The 24,015-nt window shown below is 72.1% G+C and carries 20 protein-coding genes; 12 read left to right on the top strand and 8 right to left on the bottom strand.

Annotated elements, in window-relative coordinates:
- Positions 1-308: 308 nt before the first annotated feature.
- Positions 309-1,268: a methylmalonyl Co-A mutase-associated GTPase MeaB gene (meaB, locus tag TU31_RS03855; RefSeq protein ID WP_042148829.1), complete on the bottom strand. Its 960-nt coding sequence runs from the start codon at positions 1,266-1,268 to the stop codon at positions 309-311.
- Positions 1,269-1,340: 72 nt separating this feature from the next.
- On the bottom strand, positions 1,341-2,516 hold the full coding sequence (locus tag TU31_RS03850) for an acetyl-CoA C-acetyltransferase (RefSeq protein WP_078885565.1): 1,176 nt from the start codon (positions 2,514-2,516) through the stop codon (positions 1,341-1,343).
- A gap of 173 nt (positions 2,517-2,689) precedes the next feature.
- On the opposite strand from TU31_RS03850, the gene mce reads away from it, so the two are divergent.
- From mce to TU31_RS40535, 7 genes are all read left to right on the top strand, one after another.
- The gene (mce, locus tag TU31_RS03845; RefSeq protein ID WP_042148823.1) at positions 2,690-3,130 is read left to right on the top strand and encodes a methylmalonyl-CoA epimerase; all 441 of its coding nucleotides are present in this window, start codon (positions 2,690-2,692) and stop codon (positions 3,128-3,130) included.
- Between the two features lie 208 nt (positions 3,131-3,338).
- Positions 3,339-7,589 carry a polarized growth protein Scy gene (scy, locus tag TU31_RS03840; protein ID WP_042148820.1) on the top strand — a complete coding sequence of 1,417 codons (4,251 nt, stop codon included), beginning with the start codon at positions 3,339-3,341 and terminating at the stop codon, positions 7,587-7,589.
- Positions 7,590-7,702: 113 nt separating this feature from the next.
- Positions 7,703-8,641, top strand: a complete 939-nt coding sequence (locus TU31_RS03835; RefSeq protein WP_042148816.1) for a coiled-coil domain-containing protein — start codon at positions 7,703-7,705, stop codon at positions 8,639-8,641.
- Between the two features lie 170 nt (positions 8,642-8,811).
- Positions 8,812-9,837 carry an ABC transporter ATP-binding protein gene (locus tag TU31_RS03830; RefSeq protein WP_042149932.1) on the top strand — a complete coding sequence of 342 codons (1,026 nt, stop codon included), beginning with the start codon at positions 8,812-8,814 and terminating at the stop codon, positions 9,835-9,837.
- Between the two features lie 3 nt (positions 9,838-9,840).
- The gene (locus TU31_RS03825; RefSeq protein ID WP_042148813.1) at positions 9,841-10,614 is read left to right on the top strand and encodes an ABC transporter permease; all 774 of its coding nucleotides are present in this window, start codon (positions 9,841-9,843) and stop codon (positions 10,612-10,614) included.
- A 326-nt stretch (positions 10,615-10,940) separates the two neighbouring features.
- Positions 10,941-12,185, top strand: coding sequence for an ABC transporter ATP-binding protein (locus TU31_RS03820; RefSeq protein WP_042148810.1), 1,245 nt, complete (start codon positions 10,941-10,943; stop codon positions 12,183-12,185).
- A gap of 503 nt (positions 12,186-12,688) precedes the next feature.
- Positions 12,689-13,597: an ABC transporter permease gene (locus tag TU31_RS40535; RefSeq protein ID WP_370682702.1), complete on the top strand. Its 909-nt coding sequence runs from the start codon at positions 12,689-12,691 to the stop codon at positions 13,595-13,597.
- Positions 13,598-13,609: 12 nt separating this feature from the next.
- On the opposite strand, the gene TU31_RS03810 is transcribed toward TU31_RS40535, so the two are convergent.
- Positions 13,610-13,927 (bottom strand): Rv1322 family protein, encoded by a 318-nt coding sequence (locus tag TU31_RS03810; RefSeq protein WP_042148807.1) that lies wholly within the window; start codon positions 13,925-13,927, stop codon positions 13,610-13,612.
- A gap of 186 nt (positions 13,928-14,113) precedes the next feature.
- Here TU31_RS03810 and TU31_RS03805 point away from each other — a divergent pair, with 186 nt between their 5' ends.
- Complete coding sequence (locus tag TU31_RS03805) at positions 14,114-15,157, top strand: LLM class flavin-dependent oxidoreductase (RefSeq protein WP_042148805.1); 1,044 nt, start codon at positions 14,114-14,116, stop codon at positions 15,155-15,157.
- Positions 15,158-15,310: 153 nt separating this feature from the next.
- Here TU31_RS03805 and TU31_RS03800 read toward each other — a convergent pair whose 3' ends face one another.
- Complete coding sequence (locus TU31_RS03800) at positions 15,311-15,703, bottom strand: SCO5389 family protein (RefSeq protein ID WP_018087370.1); 393 nt, start codon at positions 15,701-15,703, stop codon at positions 15,311-15,313.
- Positions 15,704-15,952: 249 nt separating this feature from the next.
- Here TU31_RS03800 and nucS point away from each other — a divergent pair, with 249 nt between their 5' ends.
- Complete coding sequence (nucS, locus tag TU31_RS03795) at positions 15,953-16,615, top strand: endonuclease NucS (RefSeq protein ID WP_042148800.1); 663 nt, start codon at positions 15,953-15,955, stop codon at positions 16,613-16,615.
- 95 nt (positions 16,616-16,710) lie between these two features.
- Here the strand turns inward: nucS and TU31_RS03790 are convergent, their stop codons facing one another.
- The 4 genes from TU31_RS03790 to TU31_RS03775 all read right to left on the bottom strand — a co-directional run bounded on the left by TU31_RS03790 (position 16,711) and on the right by TU31_RS03775 (position 21,769).
- Positions 16,711-19,272 (bottom strand): ATP-binding protein, encoded by a 2,562-nt coding sequence (locus tag TU31_RS03790; protein WP_042148797.1) that lies wholly within the window; start codon positions 19,270-19,272, stop codon positions 16,711-16,713.
- Between the two features lie 380 nt (positions 19,273-19,652).
- Complete coding sequence (locus tag TU31_RS03785; protein WP_042148793.1) at positions 19,653-19,976, bottom strand: STAS domain-containing protein; 324 nt, start codon at positions 19,974-19,976, stop codon at positions 19,653-19,655.
- A 147-nt stretch (positions 19,977-20,123) separates the two neighbouring features.
- A complete protein-coding gene (locus tag TU31_RS03780; RefSeq protein ID WP_042148790.1) occupies positions 20,124-20,972 on the bottom strand; it encodes a 3-hydroxyacyl-CoA dehydrogenase family protein in 849 nt (282 codons plus the stop codon).
- A gap of 155 nt (positions 20,973-21,127) precedes the next feature.
- On the bottom strand, positions 21,128-21,769 hold the full coding sequence (locus TU31_RS03775) for a TetR/AcrR family transcriptional regulator (protein WP_042148787.1): 642 nt from the start codon (positions 21,767-21,769) through the stop codon (positions 21,128-21,130).
- An 80-nt stretch (positions 21,770-21,849) separates the two neighbouring features.
- On the opposite strand from TU31_RS03775, the gene TU31_RS03770 reads away from it, so the two are divergent.
- Genes TU31_RS03770 through TU31_RS03760 form a run of 3 tightly spaced genes read left to right on the top strand, consistent with a single transcriptional unit; the run spans position 21,850 to position 23,980 of the window.
- Complete coding sequence (locus TU31_RS03770) at positions 21,850-22,632, top strand: ABC transporter ATP-binding protein (protein ID WP_042148785.1); 783 nt, start codon at positions 21,850-21,852, stop codon at positions 22,630-22,632.
- Between the two features lie 9 nt (positions 22,633-22,641).
- A complete protein-coding gene (locus TU31_RS03765; RefSeq protein ID WP_181018523.1) occupies positions 22,642-23,397 on the top strand; it encodes an ABC transporter permease in 756 nt (251 codons plus the stop codon).
- Between the two features lie 10 nt (positions 23,398-23,407).
- Positions 23,408-23,980, top strand: a complete 573-nt coding sequence (locus TU31_RS03760) for a cob(I)yrinic acid a,c-diamide adenosyltransferase (RefSeq protein WP_042148781.1) — start codon at positions 23,408-23,410, stop codon at positions 23,978-23,980.
- The last annotated feature ends 35 nt before the right edge of the window (positions 23,981-24,015 follow it).

Below are 24,015 nucleotides of genomic sequence, written 5' to 3'. Positions count from 1 at the left end.
AGGCGCGGTGCCACCGTCCGGCAGTCGGCAACGGGGGACGGTCGGAGGGGATGTACCGGGGCCCGCCCGCAGGACCGGAGCAGACACCGGGGCAATCAATCCCACGCACCCGCGTCGCCCGCGCCGAGGACGGGCCCCGGTGCGTCCCCTCCGACACCCGCGGCAACCACAGACCCCGCAACGGCACCAGCCACAACACAGCCGCACCGAACAACGGCACGGCCACCCCCACAGGGGCGCGGGGAACGGCGCGCCCAGCCACACCCCACCCGCAGCCAAAAACACAACCCGCCGAACAGCGGAACCCCTCAGCCCCCGTTAGTCAGCCCATCAACCAACTCATCGGCCGCCCGATACGGATCCGTCTCACCGGCAACGATCCGCTCGGCCAACGCATCCAGCCGCTGATCCCCCCGCAGATCACCGATCCGCTCCCGCAGCGCCGTCACCGCGATCGTCTCGACCTCGTGCGCCGCCCGGGACCGCCGCCGCTCCGCGAGGACGCCCCGCTCCTCCATCCAGGCCCGGTGCTTCTCCAGCGCCTCGACGACCTCGTCGACGCCCTCGGCCCGCGCCGCGACGGTCTTCACGATCGGCGGCCGCCAGTCACCCGGCGTACGGGATTCGCCGAGCCCCAGCATGTGGTTGAGCTCGCGGGCGGTCGCATCGGCCCCGTCGCGGTCCGCCTTGTTGACGACGTAGACGTCGCCGATCTCCAGGATTCCGGCCTTGGCCGCCTGGATGCCGTCGCCCATGCCGGGTGCGAGCAGCACCACACTCGTATCGGCCTGGGAGGCGATCTCCACCTCGGACTGGCCGACACCGACCGTCTCGACGAGGACCACGTCGCAGCCCGCCGCGTCCAGGACGCGGATCGCCTGGGGCGCGGCCCAGGCCAGGCCGCCCAGATGGCCGCGGGTGGCCATGGAGCGGATGTAGACGCCGGGATCGGAGGCGTGTTCGCTCATCCGGACCCGGTCACCGAGCAGCGCGCCGCCGGAGAACGGCGAGGACGGGTCGACGGCGAGGACGCCGACCCGTTTGCCCGTCTTGCGATAGGCCGTCACCAGCGCGGAGGTGGTGGTGGACTTGCCCACACCGGGCGAGCCGGTCAGCCCGACCACATACGCGTTGCCGGTGAGGGGGGCCAGCGCCGCCATCACCTCGCGCAGCTCCGGCGCCGCCCCCTCGACGAGGGAGATCAGCCGTGCCACGGCCCTCGGCCGGCCCTGCCGCGCCTGTTCCACCAGCTGGGGGACGTCCACCATCGCCGCTCGGCTCCTTCGGCTCGCTCGTACGCGATTCGGCCCGCTCGTACGCACCGGCGTACGAGCTCTCGCTTACTTACCCGGTACGCGGATGATCAGCGCGTCGCCCTGGCCGCCACCACCACACAGCGCGGCGGCGCCCACGCCACCGCCCCGCCGGCGCAGCTCCAGCGCGAGATGCAGCACGATCCGGGCGCCGGACATCCCGATCGGGTGACCCAGCGCAATGGCGCCGCCATTGACATTCACCTTTTCCGGGGACACTCCGAGGTCCTTCATGGACTGCACGGCGACGGCCGCGAACGCCTCGTTGATCTCGATCAGGTCAAGATCCTCGACGGCCAGGCCGTCCTTCTTCAGGGCGTGGTTGATGGCGTTGGAGGGCTGGGACTGGAGCGAGTTGTCCGGGCCCGCGACATTGCCGTGCGCACCGATCTCCGCGATCCATTCCAGGCCGAGCTCCTGGGCCTTGGCCTTGCTCATGACGACGACCGCGGCGGCGCCGTCGGAGATCTGCGAGGAGGTGCCGGCGGTGATCGTGCCGTCCTTGGCGAAGGCCGGGCGGAGCTTGCCGAGCGACTCCGTGGTGGTCTCGCCGCGGATGCCCTCGTCCTTGCTGAAAAGGACCGGCTCGCCCTTGCGCTGCGGGATCTCCACGGGGGTGATCTCGGCCTCGAAGAGCCCGTTCTTCTGGGCGGCGGCGGCCCGCTGGTGGGAGCGCGCGGCGATCTCGTCCTGCTCCGGTCGGGCGATACCCAAACGGGTGTTGTGCTTCTCGGTCGACTCCCCCATGGCGATGCCTTCGTAGGCGTCCGTGAGGCCGTCGTGCGCCATCGCGTCGAGCATCTCGATCGCGCCGTACTTGAAGCCCTCGCGGGACTTCGGGAGCAGGTGCGGGGCGTTGGTCATGGACTCCTGGCCGCCGGCGACGATGACATCGAACTCGCCGGCGCGGATGAGCTGGTCGGCCAGCGCGATGGCGTCGAGACCGGAGAGACAGACCTTGTTGACGGTCAGCGCGGGGACGTTCATGGGGATGCCGGCCTTGACGGCGGCCTGACGTGCCGGGATCTGCCCTGCCCCGGCCTGGAGCACCTGGCCCATGATCACGTACTGCACCTGGTCGCCGCCGATGCCCGCCCGGTCGAGTGCCGCCTTGATGGCGACGGCGCCCAGGTCGGCGCCGGAGAAGGTCCGCAGCGATCCCAGGAGCCGGCCCATGGGGGTGCGCGCTCCCGCCACGATCACTGAGGTGCTGCCGTTCGTGCCGTTCGTTGCAGACATGCGGTGCGGCCTTCCTTTGCAGGGAAGTTAACGAGGGTTCCCGTCAATGTACTGAGCGGTACGCGCCGGGTCACCGGCAAGCGGGTGTGATCGCGCGCACGTTGCGTAACCAGCCGTGCGGGCGGTGCACTGGAGCCATGCTGACGCGAATCGACCACATCGGGATCGCCTGTTTCGACCTCGACAAGACTGTCGAGTTCTACCGTGCCACGTATGGCTTCGAGGTGTTCCACACCGAGGTCAACGAGGAGCAGGGGGTCCGGGAAGCCATGCTCAAGATCAATGAAACCTCGGACGGCGGAGCCTCGTATTTGCAGCTCCTGGAGCCCACCCGGGAGGACTCCGCGGTGGGCAAGTGGCTCGCCAAGAACGGCGAGGGGGTGCACCACATCGCCTTCGGCACCGCGGACGTCGACGGTGACTCCGAGGCCATCCGGGGCAAGGGTGTCCGGGTGCTCTACGACGAGCCCAGGACCGGCTCGATGGGCTCCCGGATCACCTTCCTGCACCCCAAGGATTGTCATGGAGTGCTTACCGAACTCGTCACCGCGGCGCCCACCACCCCGACGGACCACTGACCTTCACCTTCCCCGGCCGGTAGAGTGCAGCTTCGGCCGGGGTAAGGGAGTGGGGCTCGGTCCATACCCTGCCGATGATCTGACACCATTTCTTCGGAAGGGTCAGCTCCGATGGGCGCGAGTCCGGTACGACGTGACGTGTACGGGACGAGCACCGCAGGACCGGAGAAGGCCGCCACCATGACCAGGGGACGGATGGGACCGCGCAGTGCGGGGCAACGACCGCTACGAGGCTGACGACCACCTCTCGCAGTTCGAGGCCGAGATGGAGCGGCTGAAGACGGAGCGGGACAAGGCCGTTCAGCACGCCGACGACCTCGGCTATCAGGTCGAGGTGCTGCGCGCCAAGCTCCATGAGGCGCGCCGCAACCTCGCGACCCGCCCTGCCTACGACAACGTCAGTCATCAGGCCGAACAACTGCTGCGCAACGCGCAGATCCAGGCGGACCAGCTGCGTACCGATGCCGAGCGTGAGCTGCGCGAGGCACGGGCACAGACCCAGCGGCTGCTCCAGGAGCAGGCCGAACGGCAGTCCCGGCTGGAGGCCGAGCTGCACGCCGAGGCGGTCACCCGCCGGCAGCGGCTCGACGAGGAGCTCAACGAGCGCCGGCAGACCGTCGAATCGCATGTCAACGAGAACGTCGCCTGGGCCGAACAACTGCGGGCCCGCACGGAGTCGCAGGCCCGTCGGCTCATGGAGGAGTCGCGCAGGGAGGCCGAGCAGGCGCTGGCCGCCGCGCGGGCCGAGGCCCAGCGGCTGGCCGAGCAGGCCCGGGAGCGGCTCGGCACCGAGGCCGCGGAGGCCCGTGCCGAAGCGGAAAGCATCCTGCGCCGGGCGCGTACGGACGCCGAGCGGCTGCTGAACGCCGCCTCCAGCCAGGCCCAGGAGGCCACCGACCAGGCCGAGCAGCTGCGCACCAGCGTCGGCACCGAGTCGGAGGAGGCCCGCCGGCAGGCCGCGGAGCTGACCCGTACCGCCGAGGCCCGTGTCCAGGAGGCGGACAAGGCGCTGCGCGAGGCCCGCGCCGAGGCGGAGAAGCTGGTCGACGAGGCGCAGCAGAGCGCCACCAAGCGGCTGACGGCGGCCGAGTCGGACAACGAGCAGCGCACCCGTACGGCCAAGGCGGAGATCGCCCGGCTGGTCGGTGAGGCCACCAAGGAGGCCGAGGCACTCAAGGCCGAGGCCGAGCAACTGCGGTCGGACGCCCGCGCGGAGGCCGAGCGGCTGGTCGCCGAGGCGCAGGAGACCGCCCGGTCCAAGGTGGCGGAGGACTCCGCGGCCCAGCTGGCGAAGGCCGCGCGCAGCGCCGAGGAGGTGCTGACCAAGGCGTCGGAGGACGCCAAGGCCACCACCAAGGCCGCCGCGGAGGAGGCCGAACGGCTGCGCAAGGAGGCCGAGGCCGAGGCGGACCGGCTGCGCGAAGAGGCCCACGACACCGTGGCGCAGCTCAAGGGCGCGGCCAAGGACGACACCAAGGAGTACCGCGCCAAGACCGTCGAACTCCAGGAGGAGGCACGGCGGCTGCGCGGGGAGGCCGAGCAGCTGCGCGCGGACGCGGTCGCCGAGGGCGAGCGGATCCGCGGCGAGGCCCGCCGGGAGGCGGTCCAGCAGATCGAGGAGGCGGCCGGGACCGCCGAGGAACTGCTGGCGAAGGCCAAGTCCGACGCCGAGGAGACCCGTTCGGGAGCCGTCGCGGAGAGCGAGCGGGTGCGGACGGAGGCCATCGAGCGGGCCTCGGCGCTGCGCCGGCAGGCCGAGGAGGCGCTGGAGCGGGCCCGTTCGGAGGCCGAGGAGCTGCTCACCGAGGGCGCCCAGGCCGCGGAGATGGTGACCACCGAGGCGGAGGAGTCCGCCGCCCGGCTGCGCGAGGAGGCCGAGCAGGCCGCCGAGGAGCGGCGCGCCGAGGCGCAGGACGAACTGGACCGGCTGCACCGCGAGGCGGAGGAGAAGGTCACCGCCGCCGAGCGGTCGCTGCGCGACGCCCGCGCGGAGGCGGAGCGGCTGCGCCGGGAGACCCAGGAGGACGCCGCCCGGCTCAAGGCCGAGTCGGCGGAGCGGCGCCGGACGCTTCAGCAGCAGGCCGAGGAGGAGGCCGAGCGGCTGCGTACGGAGGCCGCGTCGGACGCGTCGGCGGCGCGCGCCGAGGCCGAGTCGGTGGCCGGCCGGCTGCGCGCCGAGGCGTCGGCCGAGGCGGAGCGGCTCAAGACGGAGGCCCAGGAGACCGCGGACCGGGTCCGTGCCGAGGCGGCGACGGCCGCCGAGCGTACGGGCGCGGAGGCGGCGCAGGCGCTGGCCGCGGCCCAGGAGGAGGCCGCGCGGCGGCGCCGGGAGGCAGAGCAGCTGCTGGGCGAGGCCCGCGAGGAGGCCCACCAGGAGCGCACCGCGGCGCGCGAGCAGAGCGAGGAGCTGCTGGCGTCGGCCCGTACCCGAGTGGGCGAGGCGCAGGAGGAGGCCCAGCGGCTGGTCGAGGAGGCGGACCGGCGGTCGGGCGAGCTGGTGGCGGCGGCCGAGCAGACCGCGCAGCAGGTGCGGGACTCGGTCGCGGGGCTGCACGAGCAGGCCGGTGAGGAGATCGCCGGGCTGCGTTCGGCGGCCGAGCACGCCGCGGAGCGCACCAAGGCCGAGGCGCAGGACGAGGCGGACCGGATCCGTAAGGACGCCTACGAGGAGCGGGAGCGCGCCTCGGAGGACGCGGCGCGGGCCCGTGCGGAGGCGCAGGAGGCGACGGAGGCCGCGAAGGCCCTCGCGGAGCGGGCGGTTTCCGAGGCCATCGAGGAGGCCGACGGGCTGCGCGCCGAGGCGGCCGGGGTGCTGGACGAGGCACGCCGGGACGCCAACACGGCGCGGACCGAGGCCGCCGAACAGGCCGACCGGCTGGTGTCGGAGGCGACCGCACAGGCCGAGAAGCTGGTGGCGGACGCCACGGCGAAGGCGCAGCAGCTGCGTACCGACGCCTCGGACGCGCTGGCGGCCGGCGAGCAGGACGCGGCACGGGCCCGTGCGGAGGCGCGGGACGACGCGAACCGGATGCGCTCGGACGCCGCGGAGCAGGCCGACCGGCTGATCACCGAGGCGCGCGCGGAGGCCGAACGGATTGTCACCGAGGCCACCGAGCTGACGTCTTCGGCGCAGGACGACGCGGACCGCACGGTCCAGGAGGCCCAGCAGGCCGCCGATCAGCTGCGGGCCGAGGGCGAGCAGCAGGCGCACCGTCTGGTGACGGAGGCGACCGAGAAGGCGGAGCGGCTGCGGGCCGAGGCGGCCGAGGTCCTGGAGGAGGCCCGCCGAGAGGCGGACCACACCGGCGACGAGGCGCGCAAGGCGGCCAACAAGACGCGTTCGGACGCCGCGGAGCAGGCCGACGAGCTGATGTCGGAGGCCGCGACCGAGGCCGAACGGCTGCGCACGGAGGCGGCGGAGACGACCGCGGACGCCGAGCGGGACGCGGACCGCACCCGGGCCGACGCCCGGGAGCAGGCGGACCGGATGCTCGCCACGGCCACCGCGGAGGCGGACCGGCTGCGGGCGGAGGCGGCCGAGACGGTCACCGCCGCGCAGGAGCACGCCAACCGCACCCGCAACGAGTCCGCGAAGCTCAAGGAGGACGCCGAGGCGGCCGCCGAGCAGACCCGGACCCAGGCCCAGCAGGAGGCGGACCGGCTGCTCGACGAGGCGCGCAAGGACGCCGCCAAGCGCCGCGCGGACGCGGCCGAGCAGGCGGACCAGCTCGTCACCAAGGCCCAGGAGGAGGCGCTCAACGCGGCCACCGCCGCCGAGGAGCAGGCCGACACCATGGTCGGGGCGGCCCGCAAGGAGGCCGAGCGGCTGGTCTCGGAGGCGACGGCCGACGGCAATGCGCGGGTGGAGAAGGCCCGTACGGACGCGAACACGCTGCTGGAGGAGGCCCGCCGCGACGCCACCGGCATCCGGGACCGCGCCGAGGAGCTGCGCCAGCGGATCGAGTCCGAGGTCGAGGAGCTGCACGAGCGGGCCCGCCGGGAGTCGGCGGAGACGATGAAGAACGCCGGCGAGCGGGTCGACAAGCTCATCGCGCAGGCCACCGCCCAGCAGGTCGAGGCCGAGGAGAAGGCCGACCGGATGGTGGCGGACGCGAACAGCGAGGCGAGCAAGGTCCGGATCTCGGCGGTGAAGAAGGCCGAGAGCCTGATCAAGGAGGCCGAGAACAAGAAGGCCGAGGCGGTGCGCGACGCGGAGCGGATGCGCGCCGAGGCCGAGGCGGAGGCCGAACGGATCGTGGACGAGGGCAAGCGGGAGCTGGAGGTGCTGGTGCGCCGCCGGGAGGACATCAACGCCGAAATCTCCCGCGTCCAGGACGTTCTGGAAGCGCTGGAATCGTTCGAGGCACCCGGCGGGGGCGGGGAAGGCAAGGGCGGCGGTGTGAAGGCTGCCGCGGGAGCGGGTGCAACTCGTTCGAGTGGCAAGCAGTCTGAGGGGTAGCCACTCAAATGAGGGGTCATTCTCCAGATCAAACGGGCAATGACTCGATGACACGCCGTTGTGACCCCTAGGATTCTCCTTATCACCTCACCGGTCTCTTCGACAGGAACCCCATGAGCGACACTTCCTCCCCCTTCGGCTTCGAGCTCGTGCGGCGTGGGTACGACCGCGGTCAGGTGGACGACCGCATTACGAAGCTCGTCGCCGACCGCGACAGCGCGCTGGCCCGCATCACGTCGCTGGAAAAGCGGATCGAGGAGCTGCACCTCGAAACGCAGAACGCCCAGGCGCAGGTCAATGACGCCGAACCGTCCTACGCGGGCCTCGGCGCGCGCGTGGAGAAGATCCTCCGGCTCGCCGAAGAGGAGGCGAAGGATCTGCGCGAGGAGGCCCGGCGGGCCGCCGAGCAACACCGTGAGCTGGCCGAGTCGGCCGCCCAGCAGGTCCGTAACGACGCCGAGTCGTTCGCCTCCGAGCGCAAGGCGAAGGCCGAGGACGAGGGCGCCCGGATCGTCGAGAAGGCCAAGGGTGAGGCGGCCACCCTGCGCGCCGAGGCACAGAAGGACGCGCAGTCCAAGCGGGAGGAGGCGGACTCCCTCTTCGAGGAGACCCGCGCCAAGGCCGCGCAGGCCGCCGCGGACTTCGAGACCAACCTCGCCAAGCGCCGTGAGCAGTCCGAGCGCGACCTGGCCTCGCGTCAGGCCAAGGCCGAGAAGCGGCTCGCCGAGATCGAGCACCGCGCCGAGCAGCTCCGCCTGGAGGCCGAGAAGCTGCGTACGGACGCCGAGCGCCGGGCCCGCCAGACGGTGGAGACCGCGCAGCGCCAGGCCGAGGACATCGTGGCGGACGCCAACGCCAAGGCGGACCGGATCCGCAGCGAATCCGAGCGCGAGCTGGCGGCGCTGACGAACCGCCGCGACTCCATCAACGCGCAGCTGACCAACGTCCGCGAGATGCTGGCGACGCTGACCGGTGCCGCCGTGGCCGCGGCCGGCGCCCCCGGCGAGGACGAGACCGTCACCCGCGGCGTCCCCGCCCAGCAGAGCCGCTGACCCTCCCCCGGCCAACGCCGGAAGGTGCCCCCGGGCCAGGCTTTCCCGAGCAGCCCCGCGCGCCCCCGTACCGCCTCCGTGGTGGTGCGGGGGCGCGGTGCGTACGGGGGGTCAGCCGGGCGGCCCCGCCCCGGTGGCAGCGGCCTCCGGGGACGCCTAGCGTGCCGTACATGATCGAGCTCGAGGGGCTGACCAAGCATTACGGCGACAAGGTCGCCGTGGACCACCTCACGTTCACGGTGCGGCCCGGGATGGTCACCGGCTTCCTCGGCCCCAACGGCGCCGGCAAGTCGACGACCATGCGGATGATGCTCGACCTGGACAACCCGACATCGGGGACGGTCCGGATCGACGGCAAGCACTACCGCCAGCTGAAGGATCCGCTCACCTACATCGGGGCGCTGCTGGAGGCGAAGGCGGTGCACGGCGGCCGCAGCGCCGCCAACCATCTGCTGTGCCTGGCGCAGAGCAACGGCATCCCCCGCGGCCGGGTCGGCGAGGTGCTGGACACCGTCGGGCTGAGCACGGTCGCCAAGAAGCGCTCGAAGGGCTTCTCGCTCGGGATGAGCCAGCGGCTCGGTATCGCCGCGGCACTGCTCGGCGACCCCCAGGTGCTGCTCTTCGACGAGCCGGTCAACGGACTCGACCCCGAAGGCATCCACTGGATCCGCAATCTGATGAAGAACCTCGCCGCCCAGGGCCGCACCGTCTTCGTCTCCTCGCATCTGATGAGCGAGATGGCACTGACCGCCGAGCATCTGATCGTGATCGGGCAGGGCCGGCTGATGGCGGACACCTCGATGAAGGACTTCATTCACCAGAACTCCCGGTCGTACGTCCGGATGCGGTCCCCGCAGCGGGAGAAGCTGCTGGACCTGCTGCACGACGAGGGCATCGACGCAGTGGCCGTCGGCAACGGGTCGCTGGAGATCGACGGAGTGCCCGCCGACCGGCTGGGCGAACTGGCCGCCCGGCATCAGCTGGTGCTGCATGAGCTCAGCCCTCAGCAAGCCTCCCTGGAGGACGCGTTCATGCAGCTGACGGCCGAGTCGGTGGAGTATCACGCGCACGACGGCGAGCCGGTGCCGGCTCAGGCCGGGGCCCGGCCGCCGGGAGAACCGCAGCCGGCCGGGGCCCGGCCGGGTGAGCCGCAGCCGACCGGCTGGGGCGCGGACTGGCAGAAGAAGAGGAGCTGACGGATGGCGGCGCTGGGGCAGGTCATTCGGTCGGAGTGGACCAAGATCAGGTCGGTGCGGTCCACGGTGTGGACGCTGGGCATCGCCGTGGTCGTCACCATCGGACTGGGCGTGCTGATCTGCACCCTGGCCAACAACGACTTCAGCTCGATGCCGGCCCGGGACCGGCTGGCGTTCGACCCCACCAACATCAGCTTCGCCGGGATGGGACTGGGCCAGCTGGCGATGATCGTCTTCGGGGTGCTGGTGGTCTCGAACGAGTACAGCACCGGCATGATCCGCGCCTCGCTGGCCGCCGTACCGCAGCGCGGCACCTTTCTGTTCTGCAAGCTGCTGGTGGCCACCGCGCTGGTCTTCGTCGTCGGTCTCGCCACCAGCTTCGTGACGTTCTTCGCGGGGCAGGCGGTGCTCGGTGACCTGCGGGCGCACCTCGGCGACCCGGGCGTACTGCGTGCGGTGATCGGCGGCGGGCTCTATATGACGCTGATCGCGCTGTTCTCGATGGCGGTGGCCACGATGCTGCGCAGCCCGATGCTCTCGCTGGGCATCCTGATGCCGTTCTTCTTCCTGATCTCGAACATCCTCGGAAATGTCTCGGCGACCCGGAAGGTCGGCCGCTATCTGCCGGACCAGGCCGGCTCGAAAATCATGCAGGTGGTGCCGCGGGCCAACGACCAGGTGCCGTACGGCCCGTGGGGCGGGCTCGGCATCATGATCGCCTGGACGGTGGTCGCGCTGGTCTGCGGGTTCGTGTTGCTGAAGCGGCGCGATGCGTGACGCTGCGCTGGGCTTTTGACCCACGTTTCCGGCTGTCCCGCCGTGGGGGCTTCCCGCCGTTGCGCCTGCGGCGGGCGTTGCCGCTGCGCGGGGCTGTCGGGGTGCGGTGACGGACCTCCGGGGCAGAGTGTCCGGACTGCTTCGCTTTACGTCCGGACACCCTGCCCCTCCGGCCCGTCCCCTCCCGTGGGTGGGTGGGGAAAGAAGGCCGGTGGGGGTGCTGGTATGTCGTCGATTGACGGGAACCGTCAATGGCCGGATAGCCTCCTAATCCTCACGGGGGTACGAGAGCGCCTCTGCCCCGACCATCTCGCGAGGGGCGGAGAATGATCGAGGCAGTCGGCCTGACGAAGCGCTACGGCGCCAAGACGGCCGTGTACAACCTGTCGTTCCAGGTGCGGCCGGGTACGGTGACCGGCTTCCTGGGGCCCAACGGCTCCGGCAAGTCCACGACGATGCGCATGATTCTGGGCCTGGACGCACCGACCTCGGGGCGGGCCACCATCGCCGGCCGTCCCTTCCGCAGCCTCCCCAACGCCCCCCGCCAGGTGGGCGCCCTGCTCGATGCCAAGGCCGTGCACGGCGGGCGCACTGCGCGCCAGCATCTGCTGTCGCTCGCCCAGGTGTCCGGCATCCCGGCCCGCCGGGTCGACGAGGTGCTCGGTGTGGTCGGTCTCCAGGAGGTCGCCGGGCGCCGCTCCAAGGGCTTCTCGCTCGGTATGGGCCAGCGGCTGGGTATCGCCGCGGCGCTGCTCGGCGACCCCCAGGTGCTGCTCTTCGACGAGCCGGTCAACGGGCTCGACCCCGAAGGCATCCTGTGGGTGCGCAATCTGATGAAGCAGCTGGCGAGCGAGGGCCGTACGGTCTTTGTCTCCTCGCATCTGATGAGCGAAATGGCGCTGACCGCCGAGCACTTGATCGTGATCGGCCGGGGGCAGCTGCTGGCGGATATGTCCGTGCAGGACTTCATCTCGGCCAACTCCGCAGATTTCGCCCGGGTCCGCACCCCGGACACCGAGCCGGAGCAGCGCGAGAAGCTGACCGCCGCGATCGGTGAGGCGGGCGGGCAGACCGTGCCCGAGCCGGACGGTGCGCTGCGGGTGACCGGGCTGCCGCTCCCCCGCATCAGCGAGCTCGCGCATCAGGCAGACGTCCGGCTGTGGGAGCTGTCGCCGCACCAGGCGTCCCTGGAAGAGGCGTATATGCAGCTGACGCAGGGCGTCGTGGACTACCGCTCGACGGCGGACGCGCGGGCCGGCCTTCAGGAGGCCCCCGCCGGGTACGCCCCGCAGGGGTACGCGGGCGGCCCGGGGTTCCCGCCCGGTCAGCCGGGTGTCCCCGGTCAGGTTCCGGCCGGTGTTCCCGGCCAGGGGCAGCCGAATCCGTACGCCCAGCAGGCGCCCGCTCCCGGGCCGGGTTATCCGCCGCCCGCTCAGGGCCACCCGTACGGGGGACCCGAGCAATACGGTGCGCCTCACCCGTACGGGCAACAGCCCGCCGCGCCGATGCCGCCCGCGGCTCCCGCCGCCCCCGCCGACCTGCCCACGCCCCACCACGAGGACGCCCGATGACCAGCCCTCAGCAGCCGCAGCCCCAGCCGCAGCCTGAGCGCGGACCCCACGACACCGGCGCACACGAGCAGCCGGTGCCGGCCGCGCCGCCGATGCCGCCCGCGGCACCGCCGGCCGCACCGCACCAGCCGCAGGGCGAGCCGCCGCAGACGCCGCCCGCCCAGCAGCCGCCCGGTCAGCAGCCGCCCGCTCAGCAGCCGGCACCCGCCAAAGAGGCCGGCACGATGATGCTTCAGGCCCAGCCCGCGCCCGAGCAGCCCGCGCCCGCCAAGGAAGCGGGCACGATGATGCTCCAGGCCCAGGGCCCGGCACCCGCTCAGGCCCAGGCGGCCCAGGCGGCCCAGGCCCAGCCTCAGCCCCAGCACGGGCAGGCGCCCGCCCAGGGCCAGGCCCCCGCGCAGCCCGCCCCGGCCAAGGAGGCCGGGACGATGATGCTCCAGGCCCAGTCGTACCCCGAGCCGCAGCCGCTCGCGGCGCACGGACCGGGCAAGGACGCGGGCACGATGATGCTCCAGACACCGGTCCAGGCACCCGCGCCCGCCCAGGCCCACGCGCCGGCCCAGGCCGCCCAGCCCCAGGCCCCGCAGCCGCCGGCCCCGCCGCACCCCCAGCAGGCCTACGCCGGCGCGGGCGGCTATGTCTCGCCCATCCCGGTGCGCCCCACCCACCTCGGCCATGCGCTGCTCTCCGAGTGGACGAAGATCCGCTCGGTGCGCTCGACGATCTGGACGCTGGGCGTGATGCTGCTGCTGTGCGTCGGCATCGGCCTGCTGGCCGCCCTCGCGGCGGGCTCGGACCGCGAGCTGGACCCGGTGCTCGGCCTCGGCTTCGTCGGTGTCCTGCTCGGCAGCCTGTGCGTGATCACCCTGGGGGTGCTGTCGATCTCGTCCGAGTACGGCACCGGCATGGTCCGTACGACGCTGACCGCCTGCCCCAGCCGGGCACGGATGCTGACCGCGAAGGCGATCGTCTTCTTCACGCTCGCGCTGGTGATCACGACGGTCGCGACCGGCCTGGTCGCCCTGCTCGACAGCGCGATGCTCAACGGCCCCGCGCCCACCGCCGACCAGTGGCTGCGCGCCACCGTCGGCGCCGGTCTCTACGTCGCGCTGCTCGGTCTGCTGGCGCTGTCCGTCGGCACGCTGCTGCGGCACTCGGCGGGTGCCATCAGCACGATGATGGGCGTGGTGCTGCTGCCGATGCTGCTGGCGCTGTTCCTCCAGGGCGAGAGCCTCAAGGACGTCCAGCAGGCGCTGATCGAGTACTCGGTGCCCAGCGCGCTCGCGACGCTGTACGACATCCCGTTCCTCAGCACCGGCCCGACCGGCTGGACTCCCGTGTGGATCCTCGCCGGTGTGACCGCGGTGACGCTGGGCGGCGCCTACGCCGCCGTCCTTCAGCGCGACGTCTGACGCCGCCCGCCCTCAGTAGCGGGGCGCATTCCGGGACCGCTGGAGCCGCGCGCTCCGGCGGTCCCGTGCGTTCCAGCACGCCTTGTGCCAGTGCCGGCGGTCATCGACATCGCCGTGCTGCGGCCAGGCGACGACATGCGGTACCCCGGGCGGGATCTCCTGGTCGCAGCCGGGGCAGCGGTAGTGCTTGGCCGCGCCGCCGCCCCCGACCAGCCGGACGACCCAGTCCTCGCCGCGCCATTCCTCGGTACGTTCCAGGCCGTAGCGGTCACCGCCCGTGCGGTCGACGGGCTTCGCGCCGCCGTGCTGGCGGTTTCGACGCGGGGACACAGAGCACCTCGGAGAGTCACGGGGTCACGGGATGTCACCAGCGTACGCGGCGCGGTCACGGGCGAACGGCCCTCGGCAGGATTCTGCGATCATCAGGAAATTTGTCGCCAGGCCGTGCCCTTGGCACGTGTCACACGTTGTTGCCTGTAAGGGGGAGTCGCGTCGGCTGCGAGGAGGCAGAGAGCGATGCGCGTTGGGGCTTTCATCCTGGCCGCTCAATTCCCCGGTCAGGGACAGGGGGAAGCACTGCACCGCGCGGTGCGCTCCGCGGAGGTCGCGGAGGAGGCCGGACTCGACGATGTCTGGCTCGCGGAACACCACTTCGTACCGTACGGCGTCTGCCCGAATGCGGTGACGCTGGCCGCGCTGCTGCTGGGGCGGACCCGCCGGATCGGTGTCGGGACGGCGGTGAGCGTGCTGCCGACCCAGCATCCGGTGGCCCTCGGTGAGCAGGCGGCGCTGCTGCATCTCACCTCCGACGGCCGGTTCACGCTCGGCGTCGGCCGGGGCGGGCCGTGGGTCGATCTGGAGGTGTTCGGCTCCGGCCTCGCCGCGTACGACCACGGCTTCCCGGAGTCACTCGATCTGCTGATGCGCTGGCTGCGGGAGCCCCGGGTCGGCGCGCAGGGCGAGCGCTATGCGTTCCGGGAAGTGGCGGTGGTGCCCCGGCCGGCCGAGGCACTGACCGATCCGGACGAGTCCGGCCCCCCGGGCCCGCCGGTGGTGGTGGCCTGCACCTCCGCCTCATCGGTCCGTACGGCCGCGGAGCGCGGGCTGCCGATGCTGCTGGGCATGCACTGCGGCGACGAGGAGAAGGCGGAGATGGTCGCGCTGTGGCGGTCGGCCGCCCTGGAGGCCGGCCGGGACGGCGACGAGGTCGCCGCGGCCGGGCATGTCTCGGCGGGCGTGGTGCAGGTCGCCGACGCCCGTAAGGCCGCGACGGAGACCCTCACGAAGGCGATGCCCGGCTGGCTCCAGCAGGGCCTGGGCGCGCATGTGACGGTCGACGGCCGCTATCGCGCGATGCGTGATCCGCTGGCCTATACGGAGCTGCTGTGCGGGCTGCATCCCGTCGGCCCGCCGCAGCTGTGTGCCGACCGGCTGGCGGCGACCTCGGAGCGTACGGGCATCACTCGGTTCGCGCTGCTCGTCGAGGGCTCCGGCGACCTCGCGGCGACGGAGGAGAACGTGCGCCGGCTGGGCGCGGAGGTCCTGCCCCAGTTGGGGTGACCGGTCCGGGTGCGGCGGCCGGTATGCGGGTGACCGTGTCGTGCGGTGGTGCGGTGGCGCCGTACTGGAAGGCCGGTGTGCTGTGGGTGGTGCTGCCGCTGGCGCACGGCACGGTGCGTATCACAACCGTGTGCGCAGCGGCAGCAACTCCGTTCAGCAGTCGCGGAGTTCGGGCGACTGGTTCAGCAGCTGGCCGCGGATGGACGTGAAGCGGGCCAGACGGTCGTCCACCGCCGGGTCGAGCGGGAAAACCGCGACCCGGTGGCAGTTCTGAAAAGCGAGCCGCACACCGAAGTGCCGCTCCAGCGAACCACGGATGGCGTCACTCGCCAGTGCGCGCAGCAGCTGGCCGCGTGCCTGCTCGTCCGGCGGCGGCGTCTGATTGTCGGCGAACTCTCCGCCGTCCACCTTCAGCTGTGCCACCAGAGAGCTGATCATCCCCCATGCGAAGGGCAGGGAGGTCCGGACGCAGTCGACAAATGCGGCTTCGTCGACCTCGCCTCGCTCGGCCTGTTCGAGGAGGGCCGGTGAGACGTCGAGCGACATGAGGTTCTCCTCTCGCGGCCCCGCCGGGACGGACGGGGCCTAGGGACGGGACAAGGGGCTTTGCGACGGAGCGTGTTCGCCTCACAACCCCCCGCTTCAACGGTATGCCGCGCAAGAGGCCCGCACCAGGAGATTGCACATACAACCGGCCATTGGCGAACGCCGGGGGTGCGGGGATTTCCCCCGTAAAGGCACCGTGATCCAGGGCGAATCGCGTAGGTGGCCCCTGGTCGAGTAGCGTGACGCCCCATGCGTCTCGTCATCGCCCGCTGCTCCGTGGACTACGCGGGCCGGCTCACCGCCCATCTTCCTTCCGCCCCTCGCCTCATCCTGGTGAAGGCGGACGGCTCCGTCTCCATTCACGCGGACGACCGGGCCTACAAACCCCTCAACTGGATGTCGCCGCCCTGCACTCTCAAGGAGGGCGACGGTGAGGTGTGGACGGTGGAGAACAAGGGCGGCGAGAAGCTCATCATCACCCTTGAGGAGGTCATGCACGACTCCTCGCACGAGCTCGGTGTCGACCCGGGACTCATCAAGGACGGTGTGGAGGCCCACCTCCAGGAGCTCCTCGCGGACCGGATCGAAACCCTTGGTGAGGGATACTCCCTGATTCGGCGTGAATACCCCACTGCCATTGGTCCGGTGGATATCTTGTGCCGGGACGCCGACAACCAGACCGTCGCCGTCGAGATCAAGCGACGGGGTGAGATCGACGGTGTCGAGCAGCTCACCCGCTACCTCGAACTCCTCAACCGCGACCCGCACTTGGCGCCGGTGAAGGGCATCTTCGCAGCTCAGGAGATCAAGCCGCAGGCGCGGGTGCTGGCCACCGACCGTGGTATCGGCTGCGTGGTGCTGGACTACGACGCCCTGCGCGGCATCGAGGACGACAAGCTCCGCCTGTTCTGACCCCGCCGCCTCCATGAGAGCGGCACACAGCGCAACGGCCCGGCAGTTGACCGGGCCGTTGCGCTGTTCCGTGCCGCGTCGATTCCTGCGGGCCGTCAGGCCGCCGGGGCGCTCGCCGTGCCGGAGGAGGTGGTGGTGCCGTCCGACGGGGTGCCGCCGGACGTACCGCTCGCCGAGGGGCCGGACGCGGACTGCGAGGGGCTCTCGGAGGTCGGCTTTTCCGTCGGCTTCTCGGTGGGCGTCGTATCCGACGGCGAGGGCTCGGTCGGCTCGTCCGTCGGCGTCGGGTCGGTCGGCTCGTCCGTCGGCGGGTGCGTGGGGCGGGTCGGCCGGCCGGTGGGTGTGGTGGGCCGCTCGGTCGGCCGCGTCGGGTCGGCCGTCGGGTCCGGCGATCCGGTGGCGGGGTCGCTGGGCGAGCCGCTGGCGGAGGGGCCACTGGCCGAGGGCGACGGGCGGTCCGCCTGGCCGGCCGTGCCGGGCCGGGACGTGCCGGGGCCGGTGGGCGGCTGACCGGTGTCCGTGGCGGGCTGCTCGGCCGGCAGGTCGGTGCTCTCGCCGTCGTCCGTGGTCTGTTCCGTGTTGACCTTGTCGCTGTGCGGGTCGTCGCCGCCCGTCGCCCCGATGGTGATGACGGTGCCGAGGACGGCCGCCAGCAGGGCACCGGCGCCCGCGGCGACCACATTGCGCCGCGCCCCGCCGAACACCCGCCGGACGCCCTTGCCGGCGCCCTCGCCGCTGCCGGTCGCGGCCGGGACGCCGGTGGTGGTCCCGGTGGTCGTCGCGGAACTCCGGGCCACGAGCGTCGCCGCGGCCCGCTCGGCACGCGGCTTGTTCAGCTTCGCGGTCGATGCCGTGTCGAACGGTGTGGCGGCGGCCTTCGAGGTGCCCGGCCGCGGTGCGGAGGCCCCGGCGGCCGTCGGCAGGGCCGTGGTGGCCGCCGCCGCGGAGTCGGCCCGCGTACGGTCGGTGACCAGCGCCAGGGCGCGCCGGCCGGCCACCGCGCCATTGCGGTCGGAGAGCACCCCACGCAGCCCGATGGACGCCTCCAGCTCGGCGCGCGCCCGGTCGAGGCTGCCGGTGCACAGGGCCAGCACGCCCAGCTCGTGGTGGAAGTACGCCTCCTCGGCGACCTCACCGGCGAGCCGGGCGGCCTCCTGGCCGTGCCGCAGGGTGCGCTCCCAAGCACTCCAGTGCAGCGCCGCGGCGAACGCCGGAGCGGCCGTACGGGCCAGCAGCACGGCCGCGCTGGCGTGCCCGCTCTCCCGGCTGCCGGTCAGGACGCCCATCGCGGCCAGCGCCACATCGGACTCGGCGGCGGCCCGCTCGGGGCTCACCGAGGGGTGCCCGGCCCACCAGGCGTAGTGCTGGGCGACGGTGTGCGCCCGGGCGGCGGCGCCGTCCGCGTAGCCGGCCGCGGTCAGCTGGTCCTGGACGGTGGCGGCGAGCCGGTAGTGGCCGGCGACCGGGGTGATCAGACCGCAGGCCAGCAGCTCGCCGAGGGCGGCGTCGGCGTGGGTGTCCTGGGTGAGGGCCGGCAGATGCGCCTGGTGCGGCAGCTCGCCGCCGAGCGCGACGGCGAAGCGCAGGGTCTCCCGGGCGGCCTCGGTCAGCCGCGAGGCGAGCAGCGGGGCGGGTGCGGCGGCCTCGCCGAGCGACGGCAGGGTCACCTCCGGGCTCTCCGCGGGCTCGGCGGCCGGCTCGTCGGTGCCGTCCTCGGGGAAGAGGCCGTAGCCGTCGTCGAGGGCGCCCGGTCCGGCCTGCGCCCGGTCGTGCTGCCGCAGCAGGGCCGCGGCCTGGACGAACCGCAGCGGCAGGCCCTCGGACTCGAACCAGAGGTCGGCGGCCCAGGCCTCCTCGTCGTCGGTGAGCGGCCGGTCCACGGCACGCTCCAGCAGCCGGCCGCAGCCGCCGCGGCCGATGCCGCCGAGGAAGACCTCTTCGAGGTGCGAGCCGGCGCTGGGGGCAGCGACGTCGGGAGTGGCGGCGATCAGGAAGGCGCACTCGGGGGTGGCGTCGAGCAGCTCGTCGAGCGCGGCGCCACCGAATTCCAGGTCGTCCAGGACGACGATCGCGCCGATCTCGGCGACCATGCGCAGCATCTCGGGCCGGTCGGGGCGGTGCTGCGGGGCCCGGTAAACGGCGGCGAACAGCGCGTACAGCAGGTCGGTGGAGGTGCGGTGGTAGCCGGAGAGCCGGATGACGCCGTCGGGGGCGAGGTCGGCGCAGGCGGTGGCGACGGCGTCCAGCAGCCGGGTGCGGCCGGAGCCCGAGGGACCGGTGACGCGGACGGAGCGGCCGCGGGAGAGCAGCCGGACCAGGCGTTCGGTGTCCTCGGTGCGCTCTTCCAGGGCGGTCTCGGGCCCGGCGGTCCCGGGCGGGCCCGGCGGCAGCGGGGGCGCGGCGGCGAGGGCGGCCGCGGCGCGTTCCTCCGGGTCGAGTCGGCCGGGGGCCGCGGGGCGCTCACCGGGCGGGCAGGGCTCTATCTCGCTGCCGTCGACGGGGTTGACGGTGACGAGGTAGGGGCCCGAGACGAGCCGGACGACGCGGGCGCGTTCGGCGGAGCCGCTCTGCGCGCCGCCGAACGCGGGGGCCGGCGGCATGGCAGGGCCGCCCTGCTCGCCGTACTCCTCAGGTCCCCGGTGAGTGTTCGGGTCCATGCTGCAAGCTCCCAGATGCTTCGTTCCGCTCCGCCTCCGCCTCCGCCCAGCGTCCTCGGTCCAGGAGGCGGAGCGGCGTGCCGACCGCGCTTCCGGCTGTCCGCACTCCCCCGGCGCCGGCAGCTCGTCCTCAGTCGTCGCGGCCGGTCCGGTGCCCGCCGCGGATGATGACATACGGGCGGGAACCGAACCTTAGACCTGGACGGCGGCCCGGTGCACCGCCGGGGGCGGGTCCTGACCGGAACTTCCGGGATTGCGCGCTATCGCGCTCTTTACGACATTTCCGTCGCACAGTTCCGCATCCTTCGGACTCTTTGCCTTACGAGCCCGATCGCTCCCCGGGCGTCCGTGCGGCCGTCGGGCGGCGCACCGCCCTTGCGTCACACCCGGGGAACCGATTCCGCTTCGATGCCGCCCTCGATCGCGAGGATGCGGTGCAGCCTGGTGGCGACCAGCAGGCGCTGCATCTGGGGCGGCACACCGCGCAGCACCAGCCTGCGGTTGACCCGGCCGGCGCGACGGTGCGCGCCCATGATCACGCCGAGGCCGGTGGCGTCCCAGGAATCCAGCTCGGTCAGGTCCAGCACGAGATCGCCCCGACCGGAGTCAACGGCGGCGTGCAGGGCCGTACGGGCGTCCGCCGCGCTGCGGACGTCAAGGCGGCCCCCGACGACCAGCTCGGCGTGGTCGCCCCTGATGTGCATATGCGCTCCCCGATGTCATGGGTGATGAAGCCTGGACGTCTACAGATCTGACTGCCTCTCGCGCGGCGAAGTTGCCGCCTGTAAGCGAACCGATACCGAATTCACCCCACGGGGTGACGCCATCAGGCCGATGGGCCTGACGCGGCATCAGTGCTCGTAGAAGCCCTGCCCACTCTTGCGACCGATATCGCCCGCATCGACCATCCGACGCATGATCTCCGGCGGGGCGAACTTCTCGTCCTGGGACTCGGTGTAGATGTTGTCGGTGGCGTGCAGCAGGATGTCGATGCCCGTCAGGTCGGCGGTGGCCAGCGGTCCCATCGCATGGCCGAAGCCCAACTTGCAGGCGGTGTCGATGTCCTCGGCGCTGGCCACGCCGGATTCGTAGAGCTTGGCCGCCTCGACGACCAGCGCCGAGATCAGGCGGGTGGTGACAAAGCCGGCCACATCGCGGTTGACGACGACACAGGTCTTGCCGACCGACTCGGCGAACTGCCGCACGGTGGCGAGGGTTTCGTCACTGGTCTTGTAACCGCGGACCAGCTCGCACAGCTGCATCATCGGCACCGGCGAGAAGAAGTGCGCACCGACGACCCGCTCGGGGCGGGTGGTGGCCGCGGCGATCTTGGTGATCGGGATGGCGGAGGTGTTGGAGGCCAGCACCGCCTCGTCCTTGACCAGCTTGTCCAGCGCCTGGAAGATCTCCCGCTTGATCTCGATCCGCTCGAAGACGGCCTCGACGACGATGTCCGCGTCGGCGGCGGCCTCCAGGTCGGTCGAGGTGGTGATGCGGGCCAGCGCCTGCTCGGCGTCGGACGCCGCCAGCTTGCCCTTGGCGACGAACTTCTCGTACGAGGCCTCGATGCCACCCTTGCCCCGGGCCAGCGCCTCGTCCGTCACATCGCGGAGGACCACGTCCCAGCCCGCCTGGGCGGAGACCTGCGCGATACCGGATCCCATGAGTCCGGCGCCGATGACGGCGAGCTTCTTTGCCACTGCTGTCCCCTCACACCCTGTGCATTTGACGGTCCTGGGTGACGTTAGCGGTCGTGAGCGATCCTTTGGAGGGTAAGAGATGCGCGTCACGTCTCAGATGACGGACATCACACCCCCGGGCCGCTCCCGCGGGGCACGAACCGGACACTCCGCCGTCAGCCGACCGCCCGTACGGCGTAGTTGAGGACCTTTTCACCCAAGAGGTCCTCCATCTCGTCGAGCAGGACCAGGGCCTCCCGGGAGACCTCAGCGGGCTTGCGGCCGGCGAGCATCTCCTGCGCGATCCACCCCATCAGACTCTGGTGCACCCAGCCGATCTGGCCCGCCATCAGGCCCGGCAGCGGATCGCCGGCCGGGGCTCCGGTCTCCTCCCGGAGGGTTTCCTCCAGGTTGGTGTGGATCTCCTGCTGGAGGTACCAGAGCCGCGCCTTGAGGGTGGGCGCCTCGTGCACCACCCGCATGAACTGGTCGTACCCCTCGATCAGCCCGACCCGCGGTGAGACCGCCTCGACCTCTTCCCGCAGTTCGCGCAGCACGGCGGCGGCCGCGGACTCCCCCGGCGCCCGGCCCCGCACGAAGCGGCAGAGCCGGTCCACGAGGCCCTTGCTCCGGTCGAGGAAGAGGTCCTCCTTGGCCGGGAAGTAGTTGTAGACGGTGTTGACGGAGACATCGGCGGCCTCGGCGATCTCCGCGATGGTCACCGCGTCGAAGCCGCGCGCCAGGAAGAGGCCGGTGGCCACGTCCGAGATGTACTGGCGGGTCTGCCGCTTCTTCCGCTCCCTGAGCCCCTCTGCCATGCCCACACCCTACCCCTCGCTGGGCAGGTTGCATTTTTGGGGGCGTTGCAATTTTTCAGTAGCTCTGTTTTTCTGAGGACATGCCAGTCCTCAGCGCGTCCGGACTCGCCCGGACCTTCACCACCAAACGCGGCGCCGTCGAGGCCGTACGCGGTATCGATCTCACCGCCGAGCGCGGCGAGATCCTCGGCTTCCTCGGCCCCAACGGCGCCGGCAAGACCACCACCCTGCGGATGCTCACAACCCTGCTCGCGCCCACCGGCGGCACCGCGACCGTCGCCGGCTGCGACCTCGTCCGCGACCCGGCGGGCGTCCGGCGCGCCGCCGGCTACGTCGCCCAGTCCGGCGGCGTCGACCCCCACGTCTCGGTACGGGAGGAGCTGGTCACCCAGGCCCGTCTCTACCGCCTCGGCAAGGCCGAAGCCCTGGCCCGTACCGAGGAGTTGGCCGCCGACCTGGGCCTGGAGGGGCTGCTCGACCGCAAGACCGCCACCCTCTCCGGCGGTCAGCGGCGCCGGCTGGACATCGCGATGGGCCTCACCCACCGCCCCCAGGTGCTGTTCCTCGACGAGCCCACCACCGGACTCGATCCGGGCAGCCGCGCCGATCTGTGGGAGCTGGTCCGCCGGATCCGCGCCGAGCACGGCACCACCGTCTTCCTGACCACGCACTACCTCGACGAGGCCGATGCACTGGCCGACCGGCTGGTGATCGTCGACAAGGGCGTGGTGGTCGCGGAGGGCACCCCGGAGGCCCTCAAACGCGCCCATGCCGGCTCCCCCGACGCCTCCCTCCAGGACACCTTCCTCGCCATCACCGGGCGCGGGGCCACGCCCCACGACCAGACCCCCGTCGCCGTCTAGGAGCTCCCCTTGTCCACCCTGCTCTCCGATACCGCGCTGATCTTCGGGCGGTACGCCCGCCAGACGCTGCGCTCCAGGCTCCAGATGCTCTTCGGTGTGCTGATGCCGCTGCTGTATCTGCTCTTCTTCGGTCCGCTGCTGACCGATCTGCCGCTGTCCTCGTCCGGTAGCTCCTGGCAGGTGCTGGTGCCCGGACTCCTGCTCCAACTCGCCCTGTTCGGGGCCTCGTTCTGCGGTTTCGGCATCATCGTCGAGAAGCAGTACGGGGTCGTGGAGCGGATGCGGGTGACCCCGGTGAGCCGGCTGGCGCTGCTGCTGGGGCGGGTGCTGCGGGACGCCCTGCTGTTCGTCTTCCAGGCGGTGCTGCTGGTGCTGGCCGCGCTGGCCATGGGGCTGCGCGCACCCCTGCCCGGCATCCTCATCGGCTTCGTCTTCGTCGCCGTGCTGACCGTGGCGCTGGCCTCGCTGTCGTACGCGCTGGCGCTGAAGGTGACCACCCCACAGGAGTTCGGGCCGGTCATCAACTCCGTCACCATGCCCTCGATGCTGCTGTCCGGGCTGATGCTGCCGATGGCCCTGGGGCCCACGTGGCTCGATGTGCTCTCGCGCTTCATGCCGCTCCGCTATCTCGTGGACGCGGTGCGCGCGGCCTTCGTCGGCGCCTACACTTCCCCGGCCCTGCTCTACGGAGTGCTGATGGCGATCGCGTTCACCGCGCTGTCCGTGACCTACGGCACCCGGGCCTTCCGCAGGTCCGCGGCGTAGGCTCGCCCATATGGTGAATCTGACGCGCATCTACACCCGCACCGGCGACAAGGGCACCACGGCCCTCGGCGACATGAGCCGTACCGCCAAGACCGATTCGCGGATCGCGGCGTACGCGGACGCCAATGAGGCCAATGCGGCGATCGGCGTGGCGCTGGCGCTCGGCTCGCTCCCCGAGGACGTCGCCGCGGTGCTGCTGCGGGTGCAGAACGACCTGTTCGATGTCGGCGCGGACCTGTCGACGCCGGTGGTGGAGAACCCGGAGTTCCCGCCGCTGCGCGTCGAGCAGAGCTATATCGACAAGCTGGAGGCCGACTGCGACCGCTTCCTGGCGGAGCTGGAGAAGCTGCGCAGCTTCATCCTCCCCGGCGGCACGGCCGGCGCCGCGCTGCTGCACCAGGCGTGCACGGTCGTCCGCCGCGCCGAGCGCGCCACCTGGGCGGCCTTCGAGGAACACGGCGAGACGATGAACCCGCTCACCGCCACCTACCTCAACCGCCTCTCCGACCTCCTGTTCATCCTGGCCCGTACGGCCAACAAGGAGGTCGGGGACGTGCTGTGGGTACCGGGCGGGGAGCGCTGACCGGGGCTCGTTCCCGGTCCGCCGAAGCCCCCGGC

Source organism: Streptomyces lydicamycinicus (genome assembly GCF_000829715.2).
GTDB classification, from domain to species: Bacteria; Actinomycetota; Actinomycetes; order Streptomycetales; family Streptomycetaceae; genus Streptomyces; species Streptomyces lydicamycinicus.
Note: the sequence above shows the minus strand (reverse complement) of the source record. Positions and strands in the feature narration are given on the sequence as shown.